This window comes from Nostoc sp. C117 (assembly GCF_043099735.1).
Lineage (GTDB): Bacteria > Cyanobacteriota > Cyanobacteriia > Cyanobacteriales > Nostocaceae > Nostoc.
Genome location: NZ_CP170991.1, coordinates 886702 through 908456, shown reverse-complemented (window position 1 = coordinate 908456; position 21755 = coordinate 886702). Strand labels below are relative to the sequence as shown.

General features: G+C 40.4%; 18 protein-coding genes. 10 read left to right on the top strand and 8 right to left on the bottom strand.

Going from position 1 to position 21755, the window contains the following annotated elements; genetic code table 11:
• Positions 1 to 225: 225 nt before the first annotated feature.
• The 3 genes from folB (at position 226) to ACFG4S_RS05425 (ending at position 3449) form a co-directional block, all read left to right on the top strand.
• Positions 226 to 594, top strand: coding sequence for a dihydroneopterin aldolase (gene folB, locus ACFG4S_RS05435; protein ID WP_392533823.1), 369 nt, complete (start codon positions 226 to 228; stop codon positions 592 to 594).
• A gap of 747 nt (positions 595 to 1341) precedes the next feature.
• Positions 1342 to 2622 carry a diguanylate cyclase domain-containing protein gene (locus ACFG4S_RS05430; protein WP_392533822.1) on the top strand — a complete coding sequence of 427 codons (1281 nt, stop codon included), beginning with the start codon at positions 1342 to 1344 and terminating at the stop codon, positions 2620 to 2622.
• Between the two features lie 266 nt (positions 2623 to 2888).
• Complete coding sequence (locus ACFG4S_RS05425; protein WP_392533821.1) at positions 2889 to 3449, top strand: sugar O-acetyltransferase; 561 nt, start codon at positions 2889 to 2891, stop codon at positions 3447 to 3449.
• Between the two features lie 3 nt (positions 3450 to 3452).
• Here ACFG4S_RS05425 and ACFG4S_RS05420 read toward each other — a convergent pair whose 3' ends face one another.
• Positions 3453 to 3833 carry a calcium-binding protein gene (locus ACFG4S_RS05420; RefSeq protein ID WP_392533820.1) on the bottom strand — a complete coding sequence of 127 codons (381 nt, stop codon included), beginning with the start codon at positions 3831 to 3833 and terminating at the stop codon, positions 3453 to 3455.
• Between the two features lie 291 nt (positions 3834 to 4124).
• Complete coding sequence (locus tag ACFG4S_RS05415) at positions 4125 to 5624, bottom strand: IS5 family transposase (protein ID WP_392530881.1); 1500 nt, start codon at positions 5622 to 5624, stop codon at positions 4125 to 4127.
• A 1317-nt stretch (positions 5625 to 6941) separates the two neighbouring features.
• On the opposite strand from ACFG4S_RS05415, the gene ACFG4S_RS05410 reads away from it, so the two are divergent.
• Entirely contained in the window at positions 6942 to 7625 is a 684-nt protein-coding gene (locus ACFG4S_RS05410) for a hypothetical protein (RefSeq protein ID WP_392533819.1), read from the top strand.
• On the opposite strand, the gene ACFG4S_RS05405 is transcribed toward ACFG4S_RS05410, so the two are convergent.
• Positions 7612 to 9153, bottom strand: coding sequence for a phytoene desaturase family protein (locus ACFG4S_RS05405; RefSeq protein ID WP_392533818.1), 1542 nt, complete (start codon positions 9151 to 9153; stop codon positions 7612 to 7614). The two genes, ACFG4S_RS05410 and ACFG4S_RS05405, sit on opposite strands and share 14 nt — an antisense overlap.
• Positions 9154 to 9281: 128 nt before the next feature.
• Positions 9282 to 10973, bottom strand: a complete 1692-nt coding sequence (locus ACFG4S_RS05400; protein ID WP_392533817.1) for an AIPR family protein — start codon at positions 10971 to 10973, stop codon at positions 9282 to 9284.
• A 202-nt stretch (positions 10974 to 11175) separates the two neighbouring features.
• Here ACFG4S_RS05400 and rbsK point away from each other — a divergent pair, with 202 nt between their 5' ends.
• Positions 11176 to 12135, top strand: a complete 960-nt coding sequence (gene rbsK / locus ACFG4S_RS05395) for a ribokinase (protein ID WP_392533816.1) — start codon at positions 11176 to 11178, stop codon at positions 12133 to 12135.
• A 36-nt stretch (positions 12136 to 12171) separates the two neighbouring features.
• On the opposite strand, the gene mreD is transcribed toward rbsK, so the two are convergent.
• The 3 genes from mreD to ACFG4S_RS05380 form a co-directional block, all read right to left on the bottom strand.
• The gene (gene mreD, locus ACFG4S_RS05390) at positions 12172 to 12807 is read right to left on the bottom strand and encodes a rod shape-determining protein MreD (RefSeq protein WP_392533815.1); all 636 of its coding nucleotides are present in this window, start codon (positions 12805 to 12807) and stop codon (positions 12172 to 12174) included.
• 26 nt (positions 12808 to 12833) lie between these two features.
• Entirely contained in the window at positions 12834 to 13643 is an 810-nt protein-coding gene (gene mreC, locus ACFG4S_RS05385; protein WP_392533814.1) for a rod shape-determining protein MreC, read from the bottom strand.
• Positions 13644 to 13744: 101 nt separating this feature from the next.
• Positions 13745 to 14752, bottom strand: coding sequence for a rod shape-determining protein (locus ACFG4S_RS05380; RefSeq protein WP_392535914.1), 1008 nt, complete (start codon positions 14750 to 14752; stop codon positions 13745 to 13747).
• 368 nt (positions 14753 to 15120) lie between these two features.
• Here ACFG4S_RS05380 and ACFG4S_RS05375 point away from each other — a divergent pair, with 368 nt between their 5' ends.
• Positions 15121 to 15483: a single-stranded DNA-binding protein gene (locus ACFG4S_RS05375; RefSeq protein WP_392533813.1), complete on the top strand. Its 363-nt coding sequence runs from the start codon at positions 15121 to 15123 to the stop codon at positions 15481 to 15483.
• Positions 15484 to 15535: 52 nt separating this feature from the next.
• Here ACFG4S_RS05375 and ACFG4S_RS05370 read toward each other — a convergent pair whose 3' ends face one another.
• Positions 15536 to 16276, bottom strand: coding sequence for an SIMPL domain-containing protein (locus ACFG4S_RS05370; protein ID WP_392533812.1), 741 nt, complete (start codon positions 16274 to 16276; stop codon positions 15536 to 15538).
• A 51-nt stretch (positions 16277 to 16327) separates the two neighbouring features.
• Between ACFG4S_RS05370 and ACFG4S_RS05365 the strand changes: the two genes are divergently transcribed.
• From ACFG4S_RS05365 to ACFG4S_RS05350, 4 genes are all read left to right on the top strand, one after another.
• Complete coding sequence (locus ACFG4S_RS05365; protein WP_392533811.1) at positions 16328 to 16510, top strand: hypothetical protein; 183 nt, start codon at positions 16328 to 16330, stop codon at positions 16508 to 16510.
• Positions 16492 to 16905 carry an EVE domain-containing protein gene (locus tag ACFG4S_RS05360; RefSeq protein ID WP_392533810.1) on the top strand — a complete coding sequence of 138 codons (414 nt, stop codon included), beginning with the start codon at positions 16492 to 16494 and terminating at the stop codon, positions 16903 to 16905. The genes ACFG4S_RS05365 and ACFG4S_RS05360 overlap by 19 nt, the downstream gene beginning before the upstream one ends.
• An 87-nt stretch (positions 16906 to 16992) precedes the next feature.
• Positions 16993 to 18468: a cation:proton antiporter gene (locus tag ACFG4S_RS05355; RefSeq protein ID WP_392533809.1), complete on the top strand. Its 1476-nt coding sequence runs from the start codon at positions 16993 to 16995 to the stop codon at positions 18466 to 18468.
• Positions 18469 to 19526: 1058 nt separating this feature from the next.
• A complete protein-coding gene (locus ACFG4S_RS05350) occupies positions 19527 to 21407 on the top strand; it encodes an N-acetylmuramoyl-L-alanine amidase (RefSeq protein ID WP_392535913.1) in 1881 nt (626 codons plus the stop codon).
• Positions 21408 to 21755 lie beyond the last annotated feature (348 nt).

The following is a 21755-nucleotide window of genomic DNA, read 5'->3' as shown; positions in this document are numbered from 1 at the left end:
TCGGGAAATTTAATTTAAAATCCGTCTGGGAAAGTTCGCCCTGAGTGACTAAGTAAGTAGGCGAGAGTAAATCAAAGTACATTAAGTAATGTAAAAAATATTGAGATTAGTTTGTAGTGTACCCCTCCGGGGAAGCAAGCTACGCGAACACTACAAACCTTGAATTATTTACGCCGCTCTACTTACACCTTCTACAAAATGCACACAATTTGCTCTCAAACTTCTATGGACTGCATTCATTTAACCGGAATTCGCTGCTATGGCTACACTGGATATTTGCCAGAAGAACAAGTGCTAGGACAATGGTTTGAGGTGGATGTGAGGTTATGGTTGGATATCTCCAGAGCGGCGAATACTGACGCCATTGAAGACACTTTAGATTATCGCAGCGTTATTAGCTTGATACAACATCTGGTCAAAACCTCTAAGTTTGCTTTGTTGGAGAAGCTAGTAACAGCGATCGCAGATTCTATTCTCCAACAATGCGATCGTGTAACACAAGTCCAAGTTACTCTCACCAAACCTGGCGCACCTATTCCAGATTTTGGTGGCAAAATTACCATTGAACTCACTAAAATTAAGGCCACCCACTGAAAAACAAAGCATGTTTTTCTAAATCAAAACTTATAAAATAGTGAAGGCAGAGGGTTTATCTGAGGCTGAAATACAGCAGTTTGCAAGTAACTGATACCAATTTTTTATGAAGCTCCATATAATTCTATCCCCCCTAGCCCCCCTTAATAAGGGGGGAACCAGAAAAACATCTATTAAATAAAGTCCCCCTTTTTAAGGGGGATTTAGGGGGATCAAGATATGTGCAACTTCACGTTAAATTGGTATGAGGTACAAAATGCAGGAATTAAAATCAGACATCAATAGTTTCTAACTTCTGCCGACGATCTATATGAGACGCTGCGCGTAGCTTGCTTCTTCCTTCGCACAGCGTCAGGTAGGGAAGGACTATGCGGACTCGCTACAGCTGCTCTATCCTGCCTCAAAACTTCTTCATCAACAAAAGGAATTACAGATTTACTATTATGTTGTGAATTCTTCTTGATTAATTTTTAAATAGACATCATATGTAACCAATTTTACTTTTTAGCAAAATAATTATTCCATATTTCTGAAGTTCAATTTTTGATTGAACATTAATAACATGATATTAGCTGCATATAGTAATTATATTTAGGTTTAGGAAACACAGAAATTATCACAGATAAACAACATAGTGTTTGCGAATTAGCAAGGTACTGAAAGATTGTTTATGATAAAATTATCAAATTTTAGATCGAGTTGAGAATGACAACAAAATCTCAACCTTAGCAAACAGGTAATTGTAACATGTTCGCCCGCAAAATCCTAGTTGTTGAGGATGAAAAAAACCTAGCCTCAAATATTAGAAATAGTTTACAAAAATTAGGCTATTCCGTTCCCGAAATTACCGAGTCTAGTCAAGAGGCAATAAAAAAAGTAGCAGAAATTCATCCACATTTAGTATTAATTGATATCTGCATAGATAGAGAAAGTAACAGTTTAGAGCTAGGGAATATTATCCAAAATAGTTTTAATTTGCCTGTAGTCTATTTAATAGATAATTACAGATATAAAATATTACAAAAAAATCATATTGATGAGCCTTTTAGCTATATAGTCAAACCATTTATTGAAAGAGATTTACATTTTGTGATTGAAATGGCTCTGTATAAACATCAGACTGACAAGAGATTAGAGGAAGAAAAACAGAGGCTGATAGCGATTATTAACAGTATTGGTTGTGCAATAATTGTGACATATGCAAATGGTTCTATTCAAATGATGAATCCAATGGCAGAAATTATCACTGGTTGGAAGCAAAGCGAAGCTTTCGGTAAAGATTTAGTAGAAGTTGTTGGCTTAGTTGACAAAGATGTAGGAGAACCAATTATAAATTCAGCTACATATACAATCGAAACAGGTGAAATTTTAAATCTACCGGACAACTGTACACTAATCACCAAAGATGGTAAAGAAATACCTATTGAGGATAATGTTGCACCCATCCGCGATCGAGATGGCAATATTACTGGTGCAGTTTTAGTTTTTCAAGACATTACTAAACGCAAGCAGACAGAGGCAGAATTAATCCGCAATGCCTTTTATGATGGACTCACAGCATTACCAAATCGTGTTTTATTTCTAGATCGGCTTAGACAAGCAATTGAACGTAGCAAACGCAAAAGTGATTATTATCTTGGAGTTTTGTTTTTGGATTTAGATAACTTTAAGGAGATTAACGATCGCTTTGGGCATGGAGTAGGGGATGATTTTTTAGTAGCGATCGCTAGACGTTTAGAGTCATGCTTACGAAGTGGTGATACTGTAGCACGATTTGGTGGTGACGAGTTTACTGTTCTTTTAGAGGATATTAAAGATGTTACTGACGCCACCAATGTTGCCAAACGTATTCAAGATTCCTTAAGCTTACCACTCAGCCTTGATGGAAATCAGTTATGTACTACAGCTAGTATTGGAATTGCTTGGAATTGTACTAACTATGAAGAGCCAGCAACCATACTACGAGATGCCGATATTGCTATGTACCGAGCTAAACGCGAAGGAAAAGCTACTTATGCAATATTTTAGTTAATCTGCGTATGTTTGATTTTTAATTTCTTCTCTTCAGTCCGAAGATAATTGAGCGTTGATCGAGAATTGTTATAAGGTATATTGCAGACAATAGACTTCTTCCAGAAGTCGGGAAAAGGGGAAGGTGGGGTCCCAAGAAGGGGATAAGGGGCGGGGGGAAAGGTTTTGTATTTTCCCCTTCCCCTTTAACCTTTTCCCTTTTCCCACCTCTTGCAAAAAGTACTTTTGCAAGAGGTCTAATCTCCAAGCTCGATAAATCTGTTATGGAAAAAACCGAAAAACAGAAAATGCTCGCAGGGGAATTATACCTTGCAGAAGATCCAGAATTGGCTGCCGAAAATAAGCGGGCTAGTCGTTTGTTGCGAAGTTACAATTCTACAACTGAAGAACAGCAAGAGCAACGACAACAAATTTTGCAGGAATTATTGGGAAAAGTTGGTCAAAAAATAATAATTCTCCCACCTTTTCACTGCGATTATGGTAGTAATATTTTCGCTGGCGAAAGATTATTTATCAACTATGGCTGTGTAATTTTAGACTGTAATACAGTTCACATTGGCGATAATGTCTTATGCGCTCCTTACGTGCAAATTTACACTGCTTATCACCCTACAGAACCAGATATTCGCCTTTCTGGTAGAGAACTAGCAGCCCCAATTAAGATTGGTAATAATGTCTGGATTGGTGGCGGTGCAATTATTTGTCCAGGTGTAACTATTGGTGATAATACAACCATTGGTGCTGGCAGTGTAGTTATTAAAGATATACCTGAAAATGTTGTCGCAGCTGGTAATCCCTGCCGCGTGATTCGGAATTTATCGTAAAATTTAAAACTTATATCCTCTAGCAATCCAATAGAGCCAGTCTGCGATCGCTTCTTGAGTTTCCGTGTCAGCATCAATGGCTACTATCTCAGATAACTTTGCAGAATACACATCATCATCCTTACCATTAATATCAGCCACTTCTACAAGCATATCTTTTAAGCACTCATCATCTGGTGCCATTCCCAGTACTTCAACCTGTTTCTCCTCTAATGAGGCTGATTTGCGCCCCTTCTTAGTCCATTTAGCCATAAATGGAAAATTTAGAGTTTCTTCGAGATAGTAGTACCAACCCATAGCCCGGTCTTCTTTGTCTTCAGCATCTACAATAATTTCTGTTTGAATGCGATGCTCTCGTTTGTCGTCGGGTTCAACACTAGGCATAAGTCAACGATTTACGTATGATGCACTATATCTTATACCGTTTTAGCCACTGTCTGTCAATTTTCCACCTATAACCCGGATTTCTCACCACATCTCTCAAAGCCTTTGCTTGAGCAGGGGAGCAGGGGAGAGTTCAATGTGCCTTGTTCTTTCCCCTCTGCTCCTTTGCCCCTTCCCTCAAGCTTGTGAGAAATGCGGGTATAAGTAGGGGTTGCTGAAAAAGTATGAAAAAGCAATTCTTTTGGGTTGACTAGTTATTCAAGCAAAATGAAAGATAAGCTTTTGTTGTCTCTAATTCAGAAAATAATAACTTTCAGTTATAGGAAACTGCAAAAAAGGTGCAGTTTTCAAAAATAGACATAAAAAAGCATAAAACACGCGCGACAGGTGAGTAGAAAGATTCATCACTAAAAAAGTAATAGCAATTGCAGTTTCAGAAGTATGGGAAAGTTTCGCCATCACTCGATTGAGGCTAAACCTTCTTTTAGCTTGCCCAAATTTTCCTTCAATACAATTACGAATTTTCTCAGATTCTAAATCTTGTTTCTTTTTTTCTTTACTAAGATTAGCAGGTGGTCTTCCCAAAGGAGGGCCACTGATGATAATACCTCTTTCTTTGCACCAAGCTCTATTCTCTCTTGTGCGATAAATTTTATCTACATGAACCGATTCTGGATAATAGCCAGTATAATTTTTATATGCTTCTACTTGTGCTTTTAAGTCTCCTGATTCATTAAAATTATCCCAACTAATATGGTCTAAAAATACATATCCATCAAAATAACTAGCTGATAATTTTGCCCCAAATTCCACGGCTTTCCCAGCTTTTCCACGGACAATTGGACGGATATGTGGTTGGCTTAAACTAACGATTCGGTCATCAATACTCTGTTTTTTATTTTCATACAACCATAGTTGTTGACGATAAACTTCTACAACTACAAGCAACATTTTATATTGTCTAGTACTTAGTTTTTCTAGAGTTGCTCCTGTTCTGATTAGCTGGTCAATATGAGATAAGTTTCTTTTGATATATTGAAGCTGCTTTTTAATCGCTTTTTTCCTATCTTTTTGGGATACACGACGCTTTTTAGCGACTTCTAAGTAGTCAATTCTTGCTATTTCCCGATAAGTCCTTGGTTTTTTCTCTAATGTACCTTTTATCTGTTCATAAAGAAGGTCTATTATTTGTTCTGTCTGTTTTCTTGCTTGGTTCAATAGCTCGAAATCTGTTGGATAGCTGATGTCTGCTGGCGCACAAGTCGCATCTAATATTAATTCTCCCCGATTTTTTGGCGTGTTATCTTCTTTTTCTAATTCTTCTTTTTTTTTTTGAGTTGATTCAGTTGATTCAATTGATTCAGTTGCTAAAGTCGAAGATGTTGTCTCTAGTATCCTCTTAACAGTTTCTTGATTTACTTTGTTTACTAATTCTGCACTAATTCTTTCACGAAAATGGACTAGCATCGATGCATTAAATGGAGCTTCATTAATATAGGATGACATCCCTATGAAGTACTGTAGATAAGGGTTTTCCTTGATTTGTTCTACTGTCTCTCTATCACTTATTCCTAGTTTTTCTTTGATTATTAATGCCCCTAATGCCATCCGAAATGACTTTGCTGGCGCTCCCATCTCTACAGAGAACCCGGATGAATATTCCTCTTCAAATTCTGCCCAGGGTATTAAATTCGCCAGAATAATCCAACGATTATCTGATGACAACTTGCCTGAAAACGGAAATTCAAAGTTCTCTGGTGAGATTGGATTTTGCCCCTGTTTTCGGTACATGGTTACAAACAGCACACTTGTGTACTGCTGGTCGCGGTTATGCAAGGATTTTGGGCTATTTTACCCTCAAGTCTTGCACCTGAATATACTTCTTTGGTCAGATAATCTATATCCTGTGAGCTTCTCTTTCTTTTTCAGCAACCCCTAAGTAGTCTAGTTGGATTACTGGGTCTGGTAGTGAGTAGATAACCACAATTAAAGTTAACTGGCAAGAGCTGTCTCAAAGATAGCTTCACTTCCTGACCGAAACTTATCAATAATTCAATGAAAAAATTGATTTTAATAATATCATAATATCAAAGTGAAACCTAAGTAATAATAATTGGGCACGATTAAACGTAACTATATTTTTCTCATATCTTATGCCTGATACTTTATACTCAATTCTGAATAGTAATGTTTATTTTTACCCACCTATTTAACTTTGATTTTTAAAAGACAACTAGTGTATATTGGCGACAGCGTAACCTTCTATTTATAACGATTTGATGCGTTACGACATTCCGTATAACACATGCTACAATGCCTAATTATCTTCATCAATCAAACCAGATTCCTATATTTAAAGTCTGCTATTAGCTTGATTTTCAATTCATTTCAAATAAAAAATATTGTTTTTATTGTTGCAGACTAATTTATTCGCGGCAACGGCTAACTTTTTTTAATCTTCGTAATTTCATCATAGAAGATGAAAAAAAACATGATACTGTATAAAAAGAATAAAAAAGTATCTGTAAATCCTGATGCATAATCATCATAACATTTATCCATCTTCTTAGTAGCTACTTTAAAGCTTGCCTAGTTTGTTTACTATTCACACATCGCCAAATTTAAAAGCTTTTTTAATCTGTTATTAAGCTAGTACTAATTTTTAGTCTACAAAAGCAGAATAGAATTTCATTGAAAAAGAAATTGTTTGCATTAGAGAAATATAGATATAGACAAAACAAAACAACCAATTTTTGTCAGAGGATATTTTCAAAGTCCTCTTATCGGCAGCAAAAGATTTAAGTCACTCTAAATTGATTAGGACTTACACAAATGTTACAAAAAATTAAAATTTTAGTTTGTAGTAAGGGCTGAAGCCCTGATTTTGATGACTAAATTTCTCCCTAGAAACTAAAAATAATCTGGCAGTTGCGTAAGTCCCATTCATGCCACTTTTCCATTTTGAAATAGTTCAATAATCAGGAGAACATTGGATCAATGAATATAGAAATCATTCTAAATTCTGACTGATTACGGCAGGTGAAGTGTTTATAGCTTACCTGTTGGGTGCTGAATTCTCACCAAATTTTCTTACAAAAAGGAGCATCTATGCGTTTTTCTCACATTGCAGGAATTATTGGTTGTACGACAGCGGCTTTTATATCAATTGCACCTATACAAGTAGAAGCTGCAACTTTTAAAATCGAGTCTGGAGTCACAAGTATCGATCGCGATCACGAGGATATTCTCAGAAATATTGGGCTAATCATCACAAACACTCAGGATACAGTCCCACCAATTCCTAGCGATTATTTAGTTGGCTTTAATATAAATTCAGCCACCAACTTCACCTTCAGCGACGAAAACGGTTTTACTCCACTCTTCGGTACAATTGAGCATACTGGTACTGTTACCTTCAACAATGCAATTACTGTTGGTAACTTTTCAATTGGTTTTGCTCCGGGACGTACTGTCAATAATGCCAGTGGACTTGTTTTAAGAGACACAGTTTCTTCTCTAAATCCAATTTTGTTTGATTTAGGCGCTCCGAAATCTGTGACATTTGATGAACAAAATTTAACTCTCAGCCTTGCTGATGTTCAATTGTTTATTTCTCCAGAATTTGCTCAGGGACTTGGCGACTCTAATTTGGCAGGTTTATTTGCTGGAACTGCACGAATTGACGCCAAAGTTGCTGCTGTACCCGAACCGGGAAGTGCATTAGCAACTTTGGCTGCGGGTGCGGCTCTGTTGGCAGCTAGATTTTATACTCGAAAAATTAAATGCATTTGATATCCTGAAGCATTTCTAAATGCTTGTTAACAGGTGCAAGGGTATTTGCAGCAATCATCCCACTAGCAGCAACTGCTGGTAAACCAATACCAGGAAATGTTGAGTCTCCACAGCACAACAGCCCTGCTAGTGGGGTGCTGGCGCCAGGAAACATCCCCACACCAGCCGCAATTGCTGGACCGTAGGAACCTTGGTGACGACGCAGAAAACGCTCGTGGGTGAGAGGTGTACCAACAAGAGTAACTTCGCAACGAGAGCGAATATCTGGAATGATCCGCTCTAGTGCTTGCCACATTACCTCTGCACGCGATCGCTTTTGTTCGGCATATTCTTCGCTTCTTCTATCCATTCCCTGCCAAATAGCATACGGCTCATTTCCAGGAGTATAAACGTGAATCACATGCTTACCTGGTGGTGCTAGAGATGAATCGAGAGTTGAAGGAATTGATATCACCACAACATTTTGAGGTGCCATTACCCCCAGTTCCCAGTTATTAACCACGACGTAATGACACGCCAGATTTTTCTGTAATCCTTGGGCATCAATACCTAGATGTAGATGCATAAAACTATCACACTCAGGTGTCGCCTGTCTTTTGGCGCGAAACTGTTTTGGAACTGCCTTTTCTGGTAACAGCTTCAATGTATCCCAAACCGATGCATTAGAAATTACTGCCCGACTGGCGCGGATTTCTTGGCGATCGCGCAGACGCACACCCACGGCGCGATCGCCCTCTACGATCACTTGCTCCACATGAGCGCCTAACATTAACTTACCACCGTGACGCTCCAATCCTTGTACCAGAGCGTCAACCAAAGCACCACTACCACCAATGGGATAATCAAGCACCGCTCCTGGCTTATACCAGTCAGCAAACATAAATGCCACCTCTGCGGCAATAGTGCCATCTGCTGGCAGTCCCGAAAGCAGAAAACACAGCAAATTCAGCCAATTTTGGGTAAATTCGTCTTTAATAACGCCATCCATAATCCGGCTAAATGGACGCGTCAGCTTGATCGTATTTAGAAGATGTTTTGCCAGAGAAGGCGCAAATCGTCCCACAGTTTGAACTGCACCCAAATCAAAGCGTAATGCTGCCGGTGACATCGCAGTTGCTGCACTCGCCAGTGGTTCCATAAGGCGCTGGAGTTGCTGCCATTCCTTTACAGCCTCACTACCACGCAACTTCATCAACACTTCACAAAATTGCTCAGCCCCAACCGACGTGTCAAAATAACCTTCTGGCAGATAACAGCCCCAAGTATCGTAGGTTACACATGGTAGTTCAGAGCCAATGGCGTCTAGAACTTGCCGCAGGGGGTTTGCCGAGGGGCTATAAGACAGTCCAGAGTAGAGAGACGGGCCTGAGTCAAATTTGAAACCATTGCGTTCAAAAGCGTGGGCGGCACCACCCGGTATAGAATGACTTTCGCAGACGATGACATTAAAGCCATACCGTGCCAAAAGAGCAGCACAACTTAAACCACCAATACCGCTACCGATGACGACTACATCTGTGTTTTGCATATTCCCGATGTTTGCAAGGATGTTTTTTAAGATTTGTTAAGCGATATTTCGCAGTATAGCTTGTTGGAAGTGGGTTTTAGTTATTGTAGGAATTTGAGGGAGCGATTATAGTCATAAAATTGTCGTATTTACTGAAGAGAAAAATTTTCTAATACTAAGTTTTTTAGAGATTTATAATTTTCTAAATTTCTAAAAAATTGATATACTGATTTTTGAGAATAGTTACTATTTAATTGCTCCAAGGTTTTGGTAATTATATTATCTATTAGTTGGGGAAGCTCATTTTCAATATATTTTTCAAAATCTTGCTCACCAATAAATAAATTGCTTCTTCCTACATAAGTAAATATCATATGAAGAATAAATCTATTACCATATATACAAGTTCCTTTCTCTCGGTCAACATTACTGCTTTGTTTTCGTATTAGTTTATTATCTAAAGCACGCATTATTTGGATCTTGCGCCAAATTGTAATTGCTGCAATTTTTTCGTTAAAAAGCTCTGTATAAGGAGGCTTGTTAACATCTTCCCAAAGTTTGCCTATTTTATCTTTCGCCATAAGTGTATAACGTATTTCATCTAAACTACAAGCTATTGCTACAATTGCTTCTTCAAAGCTACAGTTTTTATTATCTAATGGTGATTTTTTATCATTTCTTTTGTAAGAGTAATTAATCCCAGCTAATGCAAATTCTATCCTTAATTTTTCTTGAAGAGAATCTAGTGAAATAAAATCACGATTTTCGACTTTATTTTGAGTATTAGTAGCCTTAGTGACTCTAAGAGAGAAATCTGGAGGGCAATTCTCTAAAGATATTAATTTTATAAAAACTTTAGCATGGTTAACTTTTTCGGCATCTTTTTTATAAGTATGACCTATAGTTCCCACTGTCTGTGCCCCATTTACAATTGATATTCCTTCGCAGTGAAAGTAACCAATGGACTTATCAGCCCCACCCATAGGTTTTTTATGTATTTTATGACATAATACTGTAACTCCATTATTTAAATATAAAAAGTTATGTGGAGCGCTTAATAAAGTATCTTGTATCCCGTCATTTACATCACTTAAACCAACAAAGCTTCGGATATTTTTTGAAAATAAGCTCTCTCCGTTTGCTAACCAGATTTCAGCTAAAGTTTGAGCATCAATTTGTCCATATATTGCTTGGTAAGGTTCCTCTATTTGACCCCAGCTTGTTAAATTTAAATCTGCATTAACAGGTTTACCTTCCAAGCTTGCTGATAATGCTTTGTGAGCTTCGTATAGAGAAAATTGTTCCCAAAAAAATAACTCACTAGCTTCATTATTCTCTTCTAGAAATTTTGATATTATATGGCGATTATTATCACCTAATTTTGTACCTGAATAGGCAAGAATAATCTTTACTTTTACGCTATAGTCAGCCAAGGATTTTTCGATTAAACTTTGTTTATTTTTCACCTTTTGATTAAATTTTTCAAACTGAAAATCAATTATATCTTTTATGCCTTGTATAAATTTATGTATGTCACCTGTATCAGGTTCTCCATTGCCTGATTCAATCCATTTTGATTGAACTATCCAAAATGTTTTTTCACCTTCATCATAGTAAATAGCATCAATACCGTTATCTTTATATCCATCAACAATTGCTTGAGCAGCAATTTCAGGTTCTGCTGATGTAAGGCTCATTAAGCTATAGGCAGCGTAACTTCTTGAGAAGAAAGCTTTCTGTCTTTCTAACTCAGGCTTGTTCTGATAATCTGATATGTCAATTAACCCTGTCAGTGTTTCGTTTAATTTATTTTTAATGTGTGTTAATTGAAGTTTCACCACTTTTTAGCCTCCTCTTGGTTCGATATTGTCAAAGGGGTATAATATTTACTTAAAGTATAACTAAGTATATTTTTTTTGGTTATGCTCAATGTCTCTACATATTGTTGCCGTATACCCAAATAACGTATTAATTGAGTTTAAAACCAGTGCGATCGCATTTTGTAGTATAAGGCTGAGAACTTCAAGCTAAACAAAAATCAGCATGGGTATTATCGTTTTTGGCAGTATCAATATAGACTTGGTAGCCACAGCACCCCGGTTACCAGTCGGTGGAGAAACGTTACTCGGAGAAGATTTTTTTCAAGTTTCGGGAGGTAAAGGAGCCAATCAAGCAGTAGCATTAGCCAGATTGGGAATTCTTACGCAAATGGTGGGGCGTGTGGGCGCAGACAATTTTGGCGTGGAACTTGTCAATAATTTACAAGCTTCTGGTGTACAGACAAATAATATCTTCGTTGATGAAACTGTTAGTTCTGGAGTTGCCATCATCACCGTTAGTCAGGCTGGAGAAAATCAAATTATTGTGATTCCTGGTGCAAATGGACGCGTCAATCAGGAAGATGTCCAACGATTGTCCAACTTATTACCAGAAGCGACAGCACTGCTTTTACAATTAGAAATTCCGACTCATGCTGTGGTTGCAGCAGCGAAAGCCGCAAGAAATGCAAATATCAAAGTAATTCTTGACCCCGCACCTGCACAATCTAATTTAGCCGTAGAACTTTATGAATTGGTAGACATTATTACACCGAATGAAGTTGAGGCTGGGCAATTGGTGGGTTTTGCTGTGGATGGAGAGGAAACAGCAGCTAAGGCAGCCGAGATTTTATTAGAACGGGGTGTGAAATGTGCGATCGTTAAACTGGGTGCTAAAGGTGTTTTTTGTGCAACTGCCCAAGAAAAGTTTTTTCTACCTGCATTTCCAGTTCATGTAGTTGACACAGTAGCCGCTGGCGACGCTTTTAATGGCGCTTTAGCAGCAGCACTTTTTGAAGGAAAATCTTTACATCAGGCAGTGATTTGGGGTGCAGCAGCAGGTGCTTTAGCCGCCACAAAACCAGGCGCACAAACTTCGCTACCAAATAGGTTAACATTTGATGCTTTTCTCAAGGAAAAAGATAAGCTCATTCCATCTTTAAAAAGGGATGGGATTTCACGTTGACTGTTAACGGTTAACAGTCAACAGTTAATGGCCAAACTATTGCTCCAATAGTTTTATCCGCTGCCACCAAAGATTTAGAGGATAATAAACCACAGGTGCCCAGAGGCTACTAAGAATAGCCGAGGCAAGCGCGACACGTTGGTAATATGTCCAGATATCTGTGAATTGGCGTGGGTTCTGTCCGCCGTAGCCATCGCTCATGAAACTTAATTGCAACCCAAAAATAGTTTCTCCCAAAACTGCCATAACAAAGACAATTACAGCAATAGAAATAAAATCCTCTTCTATGAAGCGCTGTTTCTGAAGTAGGCCAGTCAGAAGTCCCACTATACCTAAACTGAGGGCATGAGTAGGATTAGGTGATGTCATACCATCTTGAAGTAGTCCCAAAACTATACCTGCCACTGCTCCAGCAAATACTGTGCGCTTTACACTCCAAGCCACCACCCAAATTAACAACCAGTTTGGTCCAATTCCCAATAATTCCATACCTGGTAGGCGGGTTGGCAACAACAGTAAACATAACAGCACAGATCCAACTGTCACTATCCAACTGAACAACTGACGTACAGCAGGATGCCAACGCGAAAGCGGCGGAATTTGAATTTTCAATTTTCGCTTTGCTGATTTTGGCTTTTTCTGTCTGCTGCCAACAAATGCAGGAATCTTCATTTTTCTGTGGATTTTCAAGGAAGAATTTACTTAGATTTTTGTGGCACTTGATCTGCCGACTTTTGGGTTTCTAAATCTTGGTTTTCTAACTTTGGATAAACAGCTACCCAATCTAGAAAGCGAATTGGCGGAAAAAGCTCAATTTTCGCTACTGAGGCTGGGAGTTTCTTTAAATCCAGCGACTTGATTCGTCCTACTGCCAAGCCGGATGGAAATTTCTGACTATAAGTAGACGTGGAAACTAAATCTCCTACCTTGACATTTGGAACTTTTTCATAAAATTCCAATACAGCTTCTGCAGAAGAATCTCCTCGCAAAACACCTTTAGCAGCGGTGCGGCTAATTGTTACACCTACTTGACTTTTGAGATCACTGATTAATAACACACGGCTAGTATTAGGAGTTACGCTTTGCACCAGACCCACCAATCCACCATCGGCCTTGACTATATAGCCTTCTTGAATCCCAGAATTGGCACCACGATTCAAAGTAACTTGTTGCCACCACTGGTCAGCACTACGTCCTACTACCCTTGCTGGAATTGGCCTTGATGCTAGCGGTTCTTTTTCCACATAGCCCAATAAATCTTGTAGCTTTTTGTTTTGACTTTCCAAATCTACTATACGAGTTTGTAACTCCAATGTCCGGGCATCTCGGAGCCGTTCTTCTGGAGTTGGTCCCGGTTGCAACATTTGCAACGGACGAGTAATTGCATTGTATGTCTCAAGCACAAGCTCACCTTGAGTCTGTCGAAGTATGCAAGCACTACCAACTGCTAGAGCTAACAGTCCAATTTGTAACGCTTTACGATCCCACCAACGACGTGTTGTAACCATATATACCTTTATATACTCACATAAATGAAGTTCTACCTGGATGCTATTTATATAGAACCCAAATAGAACTCAAATAGAACTCAATTTTGCTATTTTTTTCGCTACATATTGCGAGAGCGACCGCTGAAAACTCGTTCCATCTGCTTAAAGTTTTCTAACACACGACCTGTCCCCAGCACAACACAGCATAATGGATCGGCGGCAATGTGAGTCACAATTCCGGTTTCATGGCTAATCAGGGTATCTATACCTTTAAGCAAAGCACCACCACCAGCCAACATAATACCTCTGTCAATAATATCTGCTGCTAGTTCTGGAGGCGTGCGTTCCAGTGTCCGCTTCACAGCTTCTATAATTACCGATAAGGGTTCCAACATACTTTCACGGATTTCTGGCCCTTTGATGGTTACAGTTCGTGGTAAGCCAGAAAGTAGGTGTAAGCCTCGGACTTCCATCATGAGTTCATCATTATCATGAGTGGGATAGGCAGAGCCAAGGCGAATCTTGATTTCTTCGGCAGTACGTTCACCAATCACTAAGTTATGAACTTTCTTTAAATACTGAACGATCGCTTCAGTTAGTTCATCCCCGGCAATGCGTACTGATTCACTGATTACTGTACCTTGAAGACTCAGCACTGCAACTTCTGTTGTGCCGCCGCCAATATCAATAATCATGTTACCAGTCGGTTCAGTAACAGGTAGTCCTGCGCCAATTGCAGCTGCTACAGGCTCATCAATTAAGTAAACTTCTCTTGCTCCAGCTTGTTGAGCTGCATCCATCACAGCTCGCCTTTCTACTCCTGTGACCCCACTGGGAATCCCAATAACAATCCGAGGTAAAATGAGGGATCTACCTTCATTTACACGTTGAATAAAGCTTTTCAACATTAACTCGGCGATTTCAAAGTCAGCGATTACACCATCACGCAAGGGGCGTAGGGCAATCACATTTCCCGGTGTCCGACCGAGCATTTTTTTGGCTTCTTCTCCTACTGCCAAGGCTACCTTTTCATTTTGATCGATGGCAACCACTGAAGGTTCTTGGAGTACTATACCTTTACCAGATACATAAACTAGGGTATTAGCGGTACCGAGGTCGATACCCATATCCCATGATGTGCGAAAGTTCCTAAAAAGACCCACGCGTCTGTAAGCCCCCTATACGCTACTTTTTGACTACAACGGTAAGAGTTAATCGTGTTATATGCTATTCGTTTGTATCCTGAGTTCAGTAAACTAGACTATATTTTTATATAATTCCTAGCAATATTTACATGTCTCAGTCCTGTATTTTTTGATATTCTCTGGTTAAATTAGTATATCCGTATATTTTTATGTGTTTCTCCAAATAGTATGTATAATTTTTCAATTCAACTATATTGTTAACTGTTTAACACATTATTTTCAATAGTTTGACAATTCGCTATGATGAGAGTCTAGATTAATAAGTACTCTTGTACTAAAAGGTAACGCAGATGAGTATCAATGTTGTCACCCTCGTCGGTCGTGTAGGCGGCGACCCAGATATAAAATATTTCGAGTCTGGTAGTGTTAAGTGTAGATTGACACTAGCAGTAAAAAGGCGATCGCGTAATAGTGATGAACCTGATTGGTTCACATTGGAATTATGGGATAAAACAGCTGAGGTAGCAGGTAATTATGTGCGTAAGGGAAGCCTAATTGGCATCAAAGGTTCCTTAAAGTTTGACACATGGAGCGATCGCCAAACAGGAGCAAACCGTTCTACACCTATTATTAGAGTAGACCAACTAGAGTTATTAGGCTCTAAGCGCGATGGAGAGGGTGGGGCAGCAGATATGTCTTCAGAACATTTTTAATTGGGGATTGAGAATTAGTCCTTTGTACTTACAAAGGACTAATGACAAATAACTAATAACTAATTTGCAACGTCACCGATGCTTCTACTTGCTGTTCACCACCAATTACAGGTGTAGAACTATCAGATGACTTGGCAGCTTCAGCGCGTAAAAACATAGGTGGTGGAGGCGCACTCGCATTATTAACTTGAATGCTTACCACTTCTTTGGGTTTAAAACCCAAGGCACCGAAAACAGCATCAGCTTGCTGTCGTGCATCTTGGGTAGCTTCTGCTAATGCTTGTTTTTGTGCTTTAGCGATCGCTTCATCATTCGCAACAAAACTAATACCATTAATTTGTGTTGCGCCCGCTTTCACTGCACCATCTAATAATGTACCAGCTTGCTCAACAGGAATGCGAAAACTCACAGTGTTAGTAGCACTATAGCCTGTAATCTTTTGCACATTATTGTTGTAGCTATAAACTGGATTAAGCCTGATCCCAGTAGTTTGTAATTTATCGACATTTTGATTTTTCAGAAAGGCAACTACAGCCGATGAGTTACGGGCGGCTTCTTGCTGAACTTCTTCAGCAGTTTTACCCTGAATTTCTACTCCTAAACTGACTTGGGCTATGGTTGTGGGAATTGCTTCCATACCGCGACCACTGACAGTTAGGGTTCGCCACAATTTATCCTTTTCTTCTGCCGAGGCTGGCAGTATAAAAGTTGTACATAATAGCAAAATTAAAGGCAGTATTTTCCACAAGTTTCCAGATGGAAACTGAGAACCGGATAAAGCGGCTCTAGTCATCAGATTTGCACTCCTCACAACAGATGTTTCAGCGTATCTAGCAATCCTGTGGTGGCTGTTAAATTTCAACAGCCATCACAAGTTTTTCATAATTCCAAGGCGATCGCTAGATACGATTTGTATGTTTATACTTTGACACTGCCAGAATCAAAAACTGCAATGGTTACATTTTTGGAAACTAAAAAAATTACACTTATCTTTTTGGAGATTTCCTCATGGCATATTGGCTGCTGAAAACTGAACCAGAAAATTATTCTTACTTCGATTTGGAACGGGACGGCAGTACAATTTGGGATGGAGTCAATAATGCTTTAGCGCTAAAACATATACGAACTATGCTCCTTGGTGACTTGGCGCTGATTTATCACACAGGCAAAGAACGACAAGTCACAGGTCTAGCAGAAATAATTAGTCAACCTTATCCCGATCCAGCACTCAATGACAGCAAACGGGTAGTTGTGGATTTACGGGCAGTACAAAAAGTACGGCAACCGGTTACATTAGCCCAAATCAAGCAAGATGAAAAATTTACAGATTTTGACTTGCTGCGACTTCCCAGACTGTCTGTAGTCCCAGTTGCTCAAGTCTTCTGGCAGCGCTTAATTGAGTTGACAAATGGCACAAATTAAGTTCTAAAAGCTGCAAAGATCGTATCGATCGATAGCTGTTTTTCAGAAACGCGTCAAAATCAAAGAGAAGGATTTTCACAGAACCCAATGCATTTGTTAGATCCAATCAGCTTTGCTTTTCCTCTGCTGGCTAGCGCAACAGAAGCCGCAGACAGTTCAATGGTAGTATCAGCGGTGCTACTGAGTTTAGTAATAATCTACCTCGCCAGCAAAGTTGGTGGCGAGTTATCAAACCAAGTAGGTTTACCGCCTGTCTTAGGAGAACTTGTAGGTGGTGTGGTAGTGGGTGTCTCTGTTTTGCATCTTTTGGTGTTTCCAGAAGGTGGCACAGACAGTTCTAACTCTTTGATTATGACCTTCCTGCAAACGACTGCTGGCTTAACTCCTGAAGCCACTCCAGCCGTATTTGCCGCACAATCTGAGGTCATTTCGGTTTTGGCAGAATTGGGCGTGATCATCCTCCTGTTTGAAATCGGTTTGGAGTCGAATTTAAAAGACTTAATGGCAGTGGGTATCCAAGCCGTTGTTGTCGCGGTGGTAGGGGTAGCAGTACCCTTCGCCGCTGGGACTGTGGGATTGATGACTTTGTTTGGTATTAGCCCTGTCCCGGCAATTTTTGCGGGGGCGGCTTTGACTGCTACCAGTATTGGGATTACTTCCAAAGTCTTGTCAGAACTGGGGCGACTCAATTCCAAAGAAGGGCAGATTATTTTGGGTGCTGCTGTCATTGACGATGTTCTAGGAATCATCGTTTTAGCGGTAGTTGCGAGTTTAGCTAAAGATGGCGTGGTGGATGTCAGCAAAGTCATTTATTTGATTATCAGTGCCACTGGTTTTATTTTGGGAGCAATCTTACTTGGCAATGTTTTCAATAAATCCTTTGTGGCCATCGCCGATCAACTCAAAACACGCGGTGGACTAGTAATACCAGCATTCATCTTCGCTTTTGCTATGGCATATCTGGCCGCCGTCATCCACTTAGAAGCTATTCTGGGAGCCTTTGCAGCAGGTTTAGTTCTAGAAGAGACAGATAAGCGCAAAGAATTGCAAAAGCAAGTCTGTCCCATTGCCGATATGTTAGTGCCAATTTTCTTTGTTGCTGTTGGCGCAAAAACTGATTTGGGAGTGTTAAACCCGGCAATTCCCGACAATCGAGAAGGTCTAATTATGGCAACTTTCCTGATTACAGTAGCTATTCTCGGTAAAGTAATCACAGGCTTAAGCGTGTTTGGTCAACCGGAAATCAACCGTTTAGCGATCGGTGTGGGGATGATTCCCAGAGGGGAAGTCGGGTTAGTATTTGCTGGTGTCGGCGCTGCTAGCGGCGCTCTCTCAAAACCACTAGGAGCAGCAATCATCATGATGGTTATCTTGACCACCTTTTTAGCTCCTCCCTTGTTACGATTTGTATTTCCAGAACCAAAAGCAGTGGATGCAGGTTCAGAGCAACTGATTTTAGACGGTTCAGCAACATCCTTGGTAATTGAACCACCCCAGTCGAAGGTGTCAGTGTCAAATGATAGTAGCAATTTGGAAGTAAACCCAAAATCTGGGGAAAGTTAATCAGTTGAGTATCCCTTCCCTGTGGGACGCTACGCGAACGGCAATTCTTGGAGATGGAATGCTCAGGGGAAGTGGGCATTGGGCATCCCTTCTCTGCGAGACGCTACGCGAACGACTTACCTCGCCTCCGCTCGGCACGAGTCGCTCAGGGCAAGTGGGTATGGGCGTTAGGAGTGCTGAGTGTTGAGTGCTGTTAGCGGTAGCGGGGTGTTTAGCCCGTGCTGAGTTAAGAGTTACGAGCTTTGTTTATCTCCTTGTTCCCTCCCATCCTCTGCCCCTCTGCCCCTCGGTCACTGAATCTCGACTCACTTCGACGCCGCTCAGTGCAAGTCGCTCGATTTCCGCGTAGCCGAAATGAGCCGAAGTGCTACTTCTGTGCCCCTAGGCGGAAACTTCTACCCCCAAATTTCCGTCCCGTGTGATTATAAAATTGTCGTTTGTTTCTAAATTTCTATTCAGAATGTTAATTATTTTCAGTTTCCCTCTACTCCTCAGTTTTAATTTGAAGATTTTTCAAGTAATTAGGGAATAAGACCTATAAATCTGACTAGTTTGGTTGACAGTAATGGGAATTATTTACTCAGTGCATCAATGGCAACAAACAAAAAACAGTTATCTATAAAGAGTTATCAGTTATCACTTATCTAGCTTTGTTGGGAGTCCAAGTATCCCACCGCTATCGGTGGAAGATTTTACATTGGGTCTAAATCCCTGTATGAAACTTAGCAAGTATTCACTGATAATTAATATCAATGTAAATGTGCTTTTATACCAGCTTAACAATCATAAAAAGACATCAAAGCTGAAGTTTAGGTGGTGACGGTGTGATGATTTACCAATAAGTTGAGATATTGACCGCAGCAGTGCTGACCAATGAATACCAAGATTTAAGTCAAAAAAACACCTTAAAAATAGTTATTGTGGCAATTTGAACCAAGGGTTACACGAAGGCGAAAAGTAAAAAACTGATCCTTCCTTAAATCTGAACTTCCTAGACTCTGGACTATCTATTTAGCACTACTGACGGCTCCCATGAATGTGAATTAGGAGAAATGACTGTGAAATTACACTGGTTACTACCCAGCACTCTTGGAACTATCTTCATGCTATCGTCGCCAGCAATGGCTGGGAAACTGGAATCGTGGCACTTTGATGCCAATCAAAATAAGTTGGAAATTAATACTTTGGGGAATGTTCAACCCCAAGCACAATTAATTTTCAACCCGACTCGGTTGGTAATTGATTTGCCAGGAACGACATTTGGGCGTCCCCAGGTCACTCAACAGGTGGGTGGTGGTATTCGTTCTATCCGTGTTGGGCAGTTTGACACAGAAACAACGCGCATAGTCATCGAACTCACTCCTGGTTATACTTTAGACCCCAAACGAGTACAATTTGTGGGTACAACTGGCGATCGCTGGACGGTACAATTACCTCAACCACAAATTGATAAAGTAGCATCACCTCCGAGAAATGTTTACAGTGTAGTAACCCCAGACTCTAGTCCTAAAACCGACCTCTCTAGGAATCTCACCACCGCCCAAGCAGGGACTCAAATTGAGAACTTACAAGTCACAGGTGATGGGTTTTTCGTCCGCACCAGTGGCGGGAATCCTCCAATTCAAGTAATTCGTAGCCGCGATCGCGCTACCATCTTCATAGATATCTCTGGTGCATCTTTATCACCACGGCTCATACAGCATAATAGTCAGTCTGTTAACAAGTTTGGGGTTAGCCGTGTTGAATTTACCCAGCTACAAACTCGACCCTCCGGTGTCCGTTTGACTTTGCGGGTAGATAAAAATAGTCCAGACTGGCGAGCAAGTAATAGTAGCTCTGGTGGTTTGGTAGTTCTACCTAGTCGGGTTGTGACATTACCTGGAAATAATAATTCTGACAACCAGTCAGAAGCTGTTTCCTTCTCCAGCAGACCATCTACTAACAACTCGCCAGCCACAATTCAGTCGGTAGAACTGGCTGATAATAGTACACAACTCTTAATTAGAGCCAACCAAACTGTATCGGCTACGGGAGCCTGGGACAGAATGTCTGGTCTGTTTCGGGTCACAATTACTAATGCTAAGTTAGCTCCCAGAGTCACAGGTCCGACCTTTGGTGCCAATAGTCCCATTCTTCGGGTACGGCTGCAACCGCAAGAACCCAACACAGTCGTTGTATTAGTTCAACCAGCAAGCGGCGTGCAACTTGGGCAAATCAAGCAAGTCAGTGACCAGCTTTTAGCTGTGCCAATACAAGGCTCTCGTCGAGTTGTCACACTCCCTGGAAGACCCCCCTATGCCATACCTCCGCTACCACCGCTAAACCGGAGTGCATTCCCAGACCCAAACAATCCCAATCCCCAACCTCTAACCCAACCACAACGCCGAGTGACTAATGGGCGAGTGGTAGTTATTATTGACCCAGGACACGGTGGTAAAGACTCAGGAGCCCTTGGTATTGGGGGCGCGCGGGAAAAGGATGTTATCTTGCCTATTGGTAAGAAACTTGCTGAGATTTTGCAGCAAAATGGCATACAAGTAATTATGACGCGGGATTCTGACTATTTTGTTACCCTTCCAGGACGGGTGCAGTTAGCAGAACGAGCTAATGCTGATGTGTTTGTGAGCATTCACGCTAATTCAGCAGGTGCGAGTCGTCCCGATGTTAATGGGTTGGAAGTCTATTATTATGACAACGGTCTGAGTTTAGCTCGCGTTGTCCGCAGTAGTATTCTCCAAAGTATTAGTACTATCAAAGACAGAGGAGTACGGCGAGCCAGATTTTATGTCCTGAGAAAAAGTTCTATGCCTTCCATTTTGGTGGAAACAGGTTATATGACTGGTCGAGAGGATATGGCTAGGCTCAGAACCTCAGCTTATCAAAATCAAATGGCAGAAGCGATCGCTCGTGGTGTCCTTCAGTATCTAAAGAGAAGATAAGTCATTTCTTCTTCTATAGCTGTAGTCACATAGATTAGGAGATTTTGAGAGTATGAATGTCAGGTACAGTAATGTTTTACCTCCTGCCCCCTGCCTCCTGCCTCCTTTAGACAACCTATAAACAAAAGTATGACATTTGCCAAAGTCTTAGTGAAAAAAATTACGTATTCTTGCGGCGGGACAAGAGTAGCTTCTTTGTTATTGTCATCTGATGCTTTGTAAGTCTAATTTATCTGGGCTAATGGCATGGCAAAATCAAACGATCGTGCTATATTTTACGCCATTAGCTGTGTCTTGATGACGGCGCAAAACTCAAGTGTGCGCGGTGACGGTGTGAGGATTTGCCAA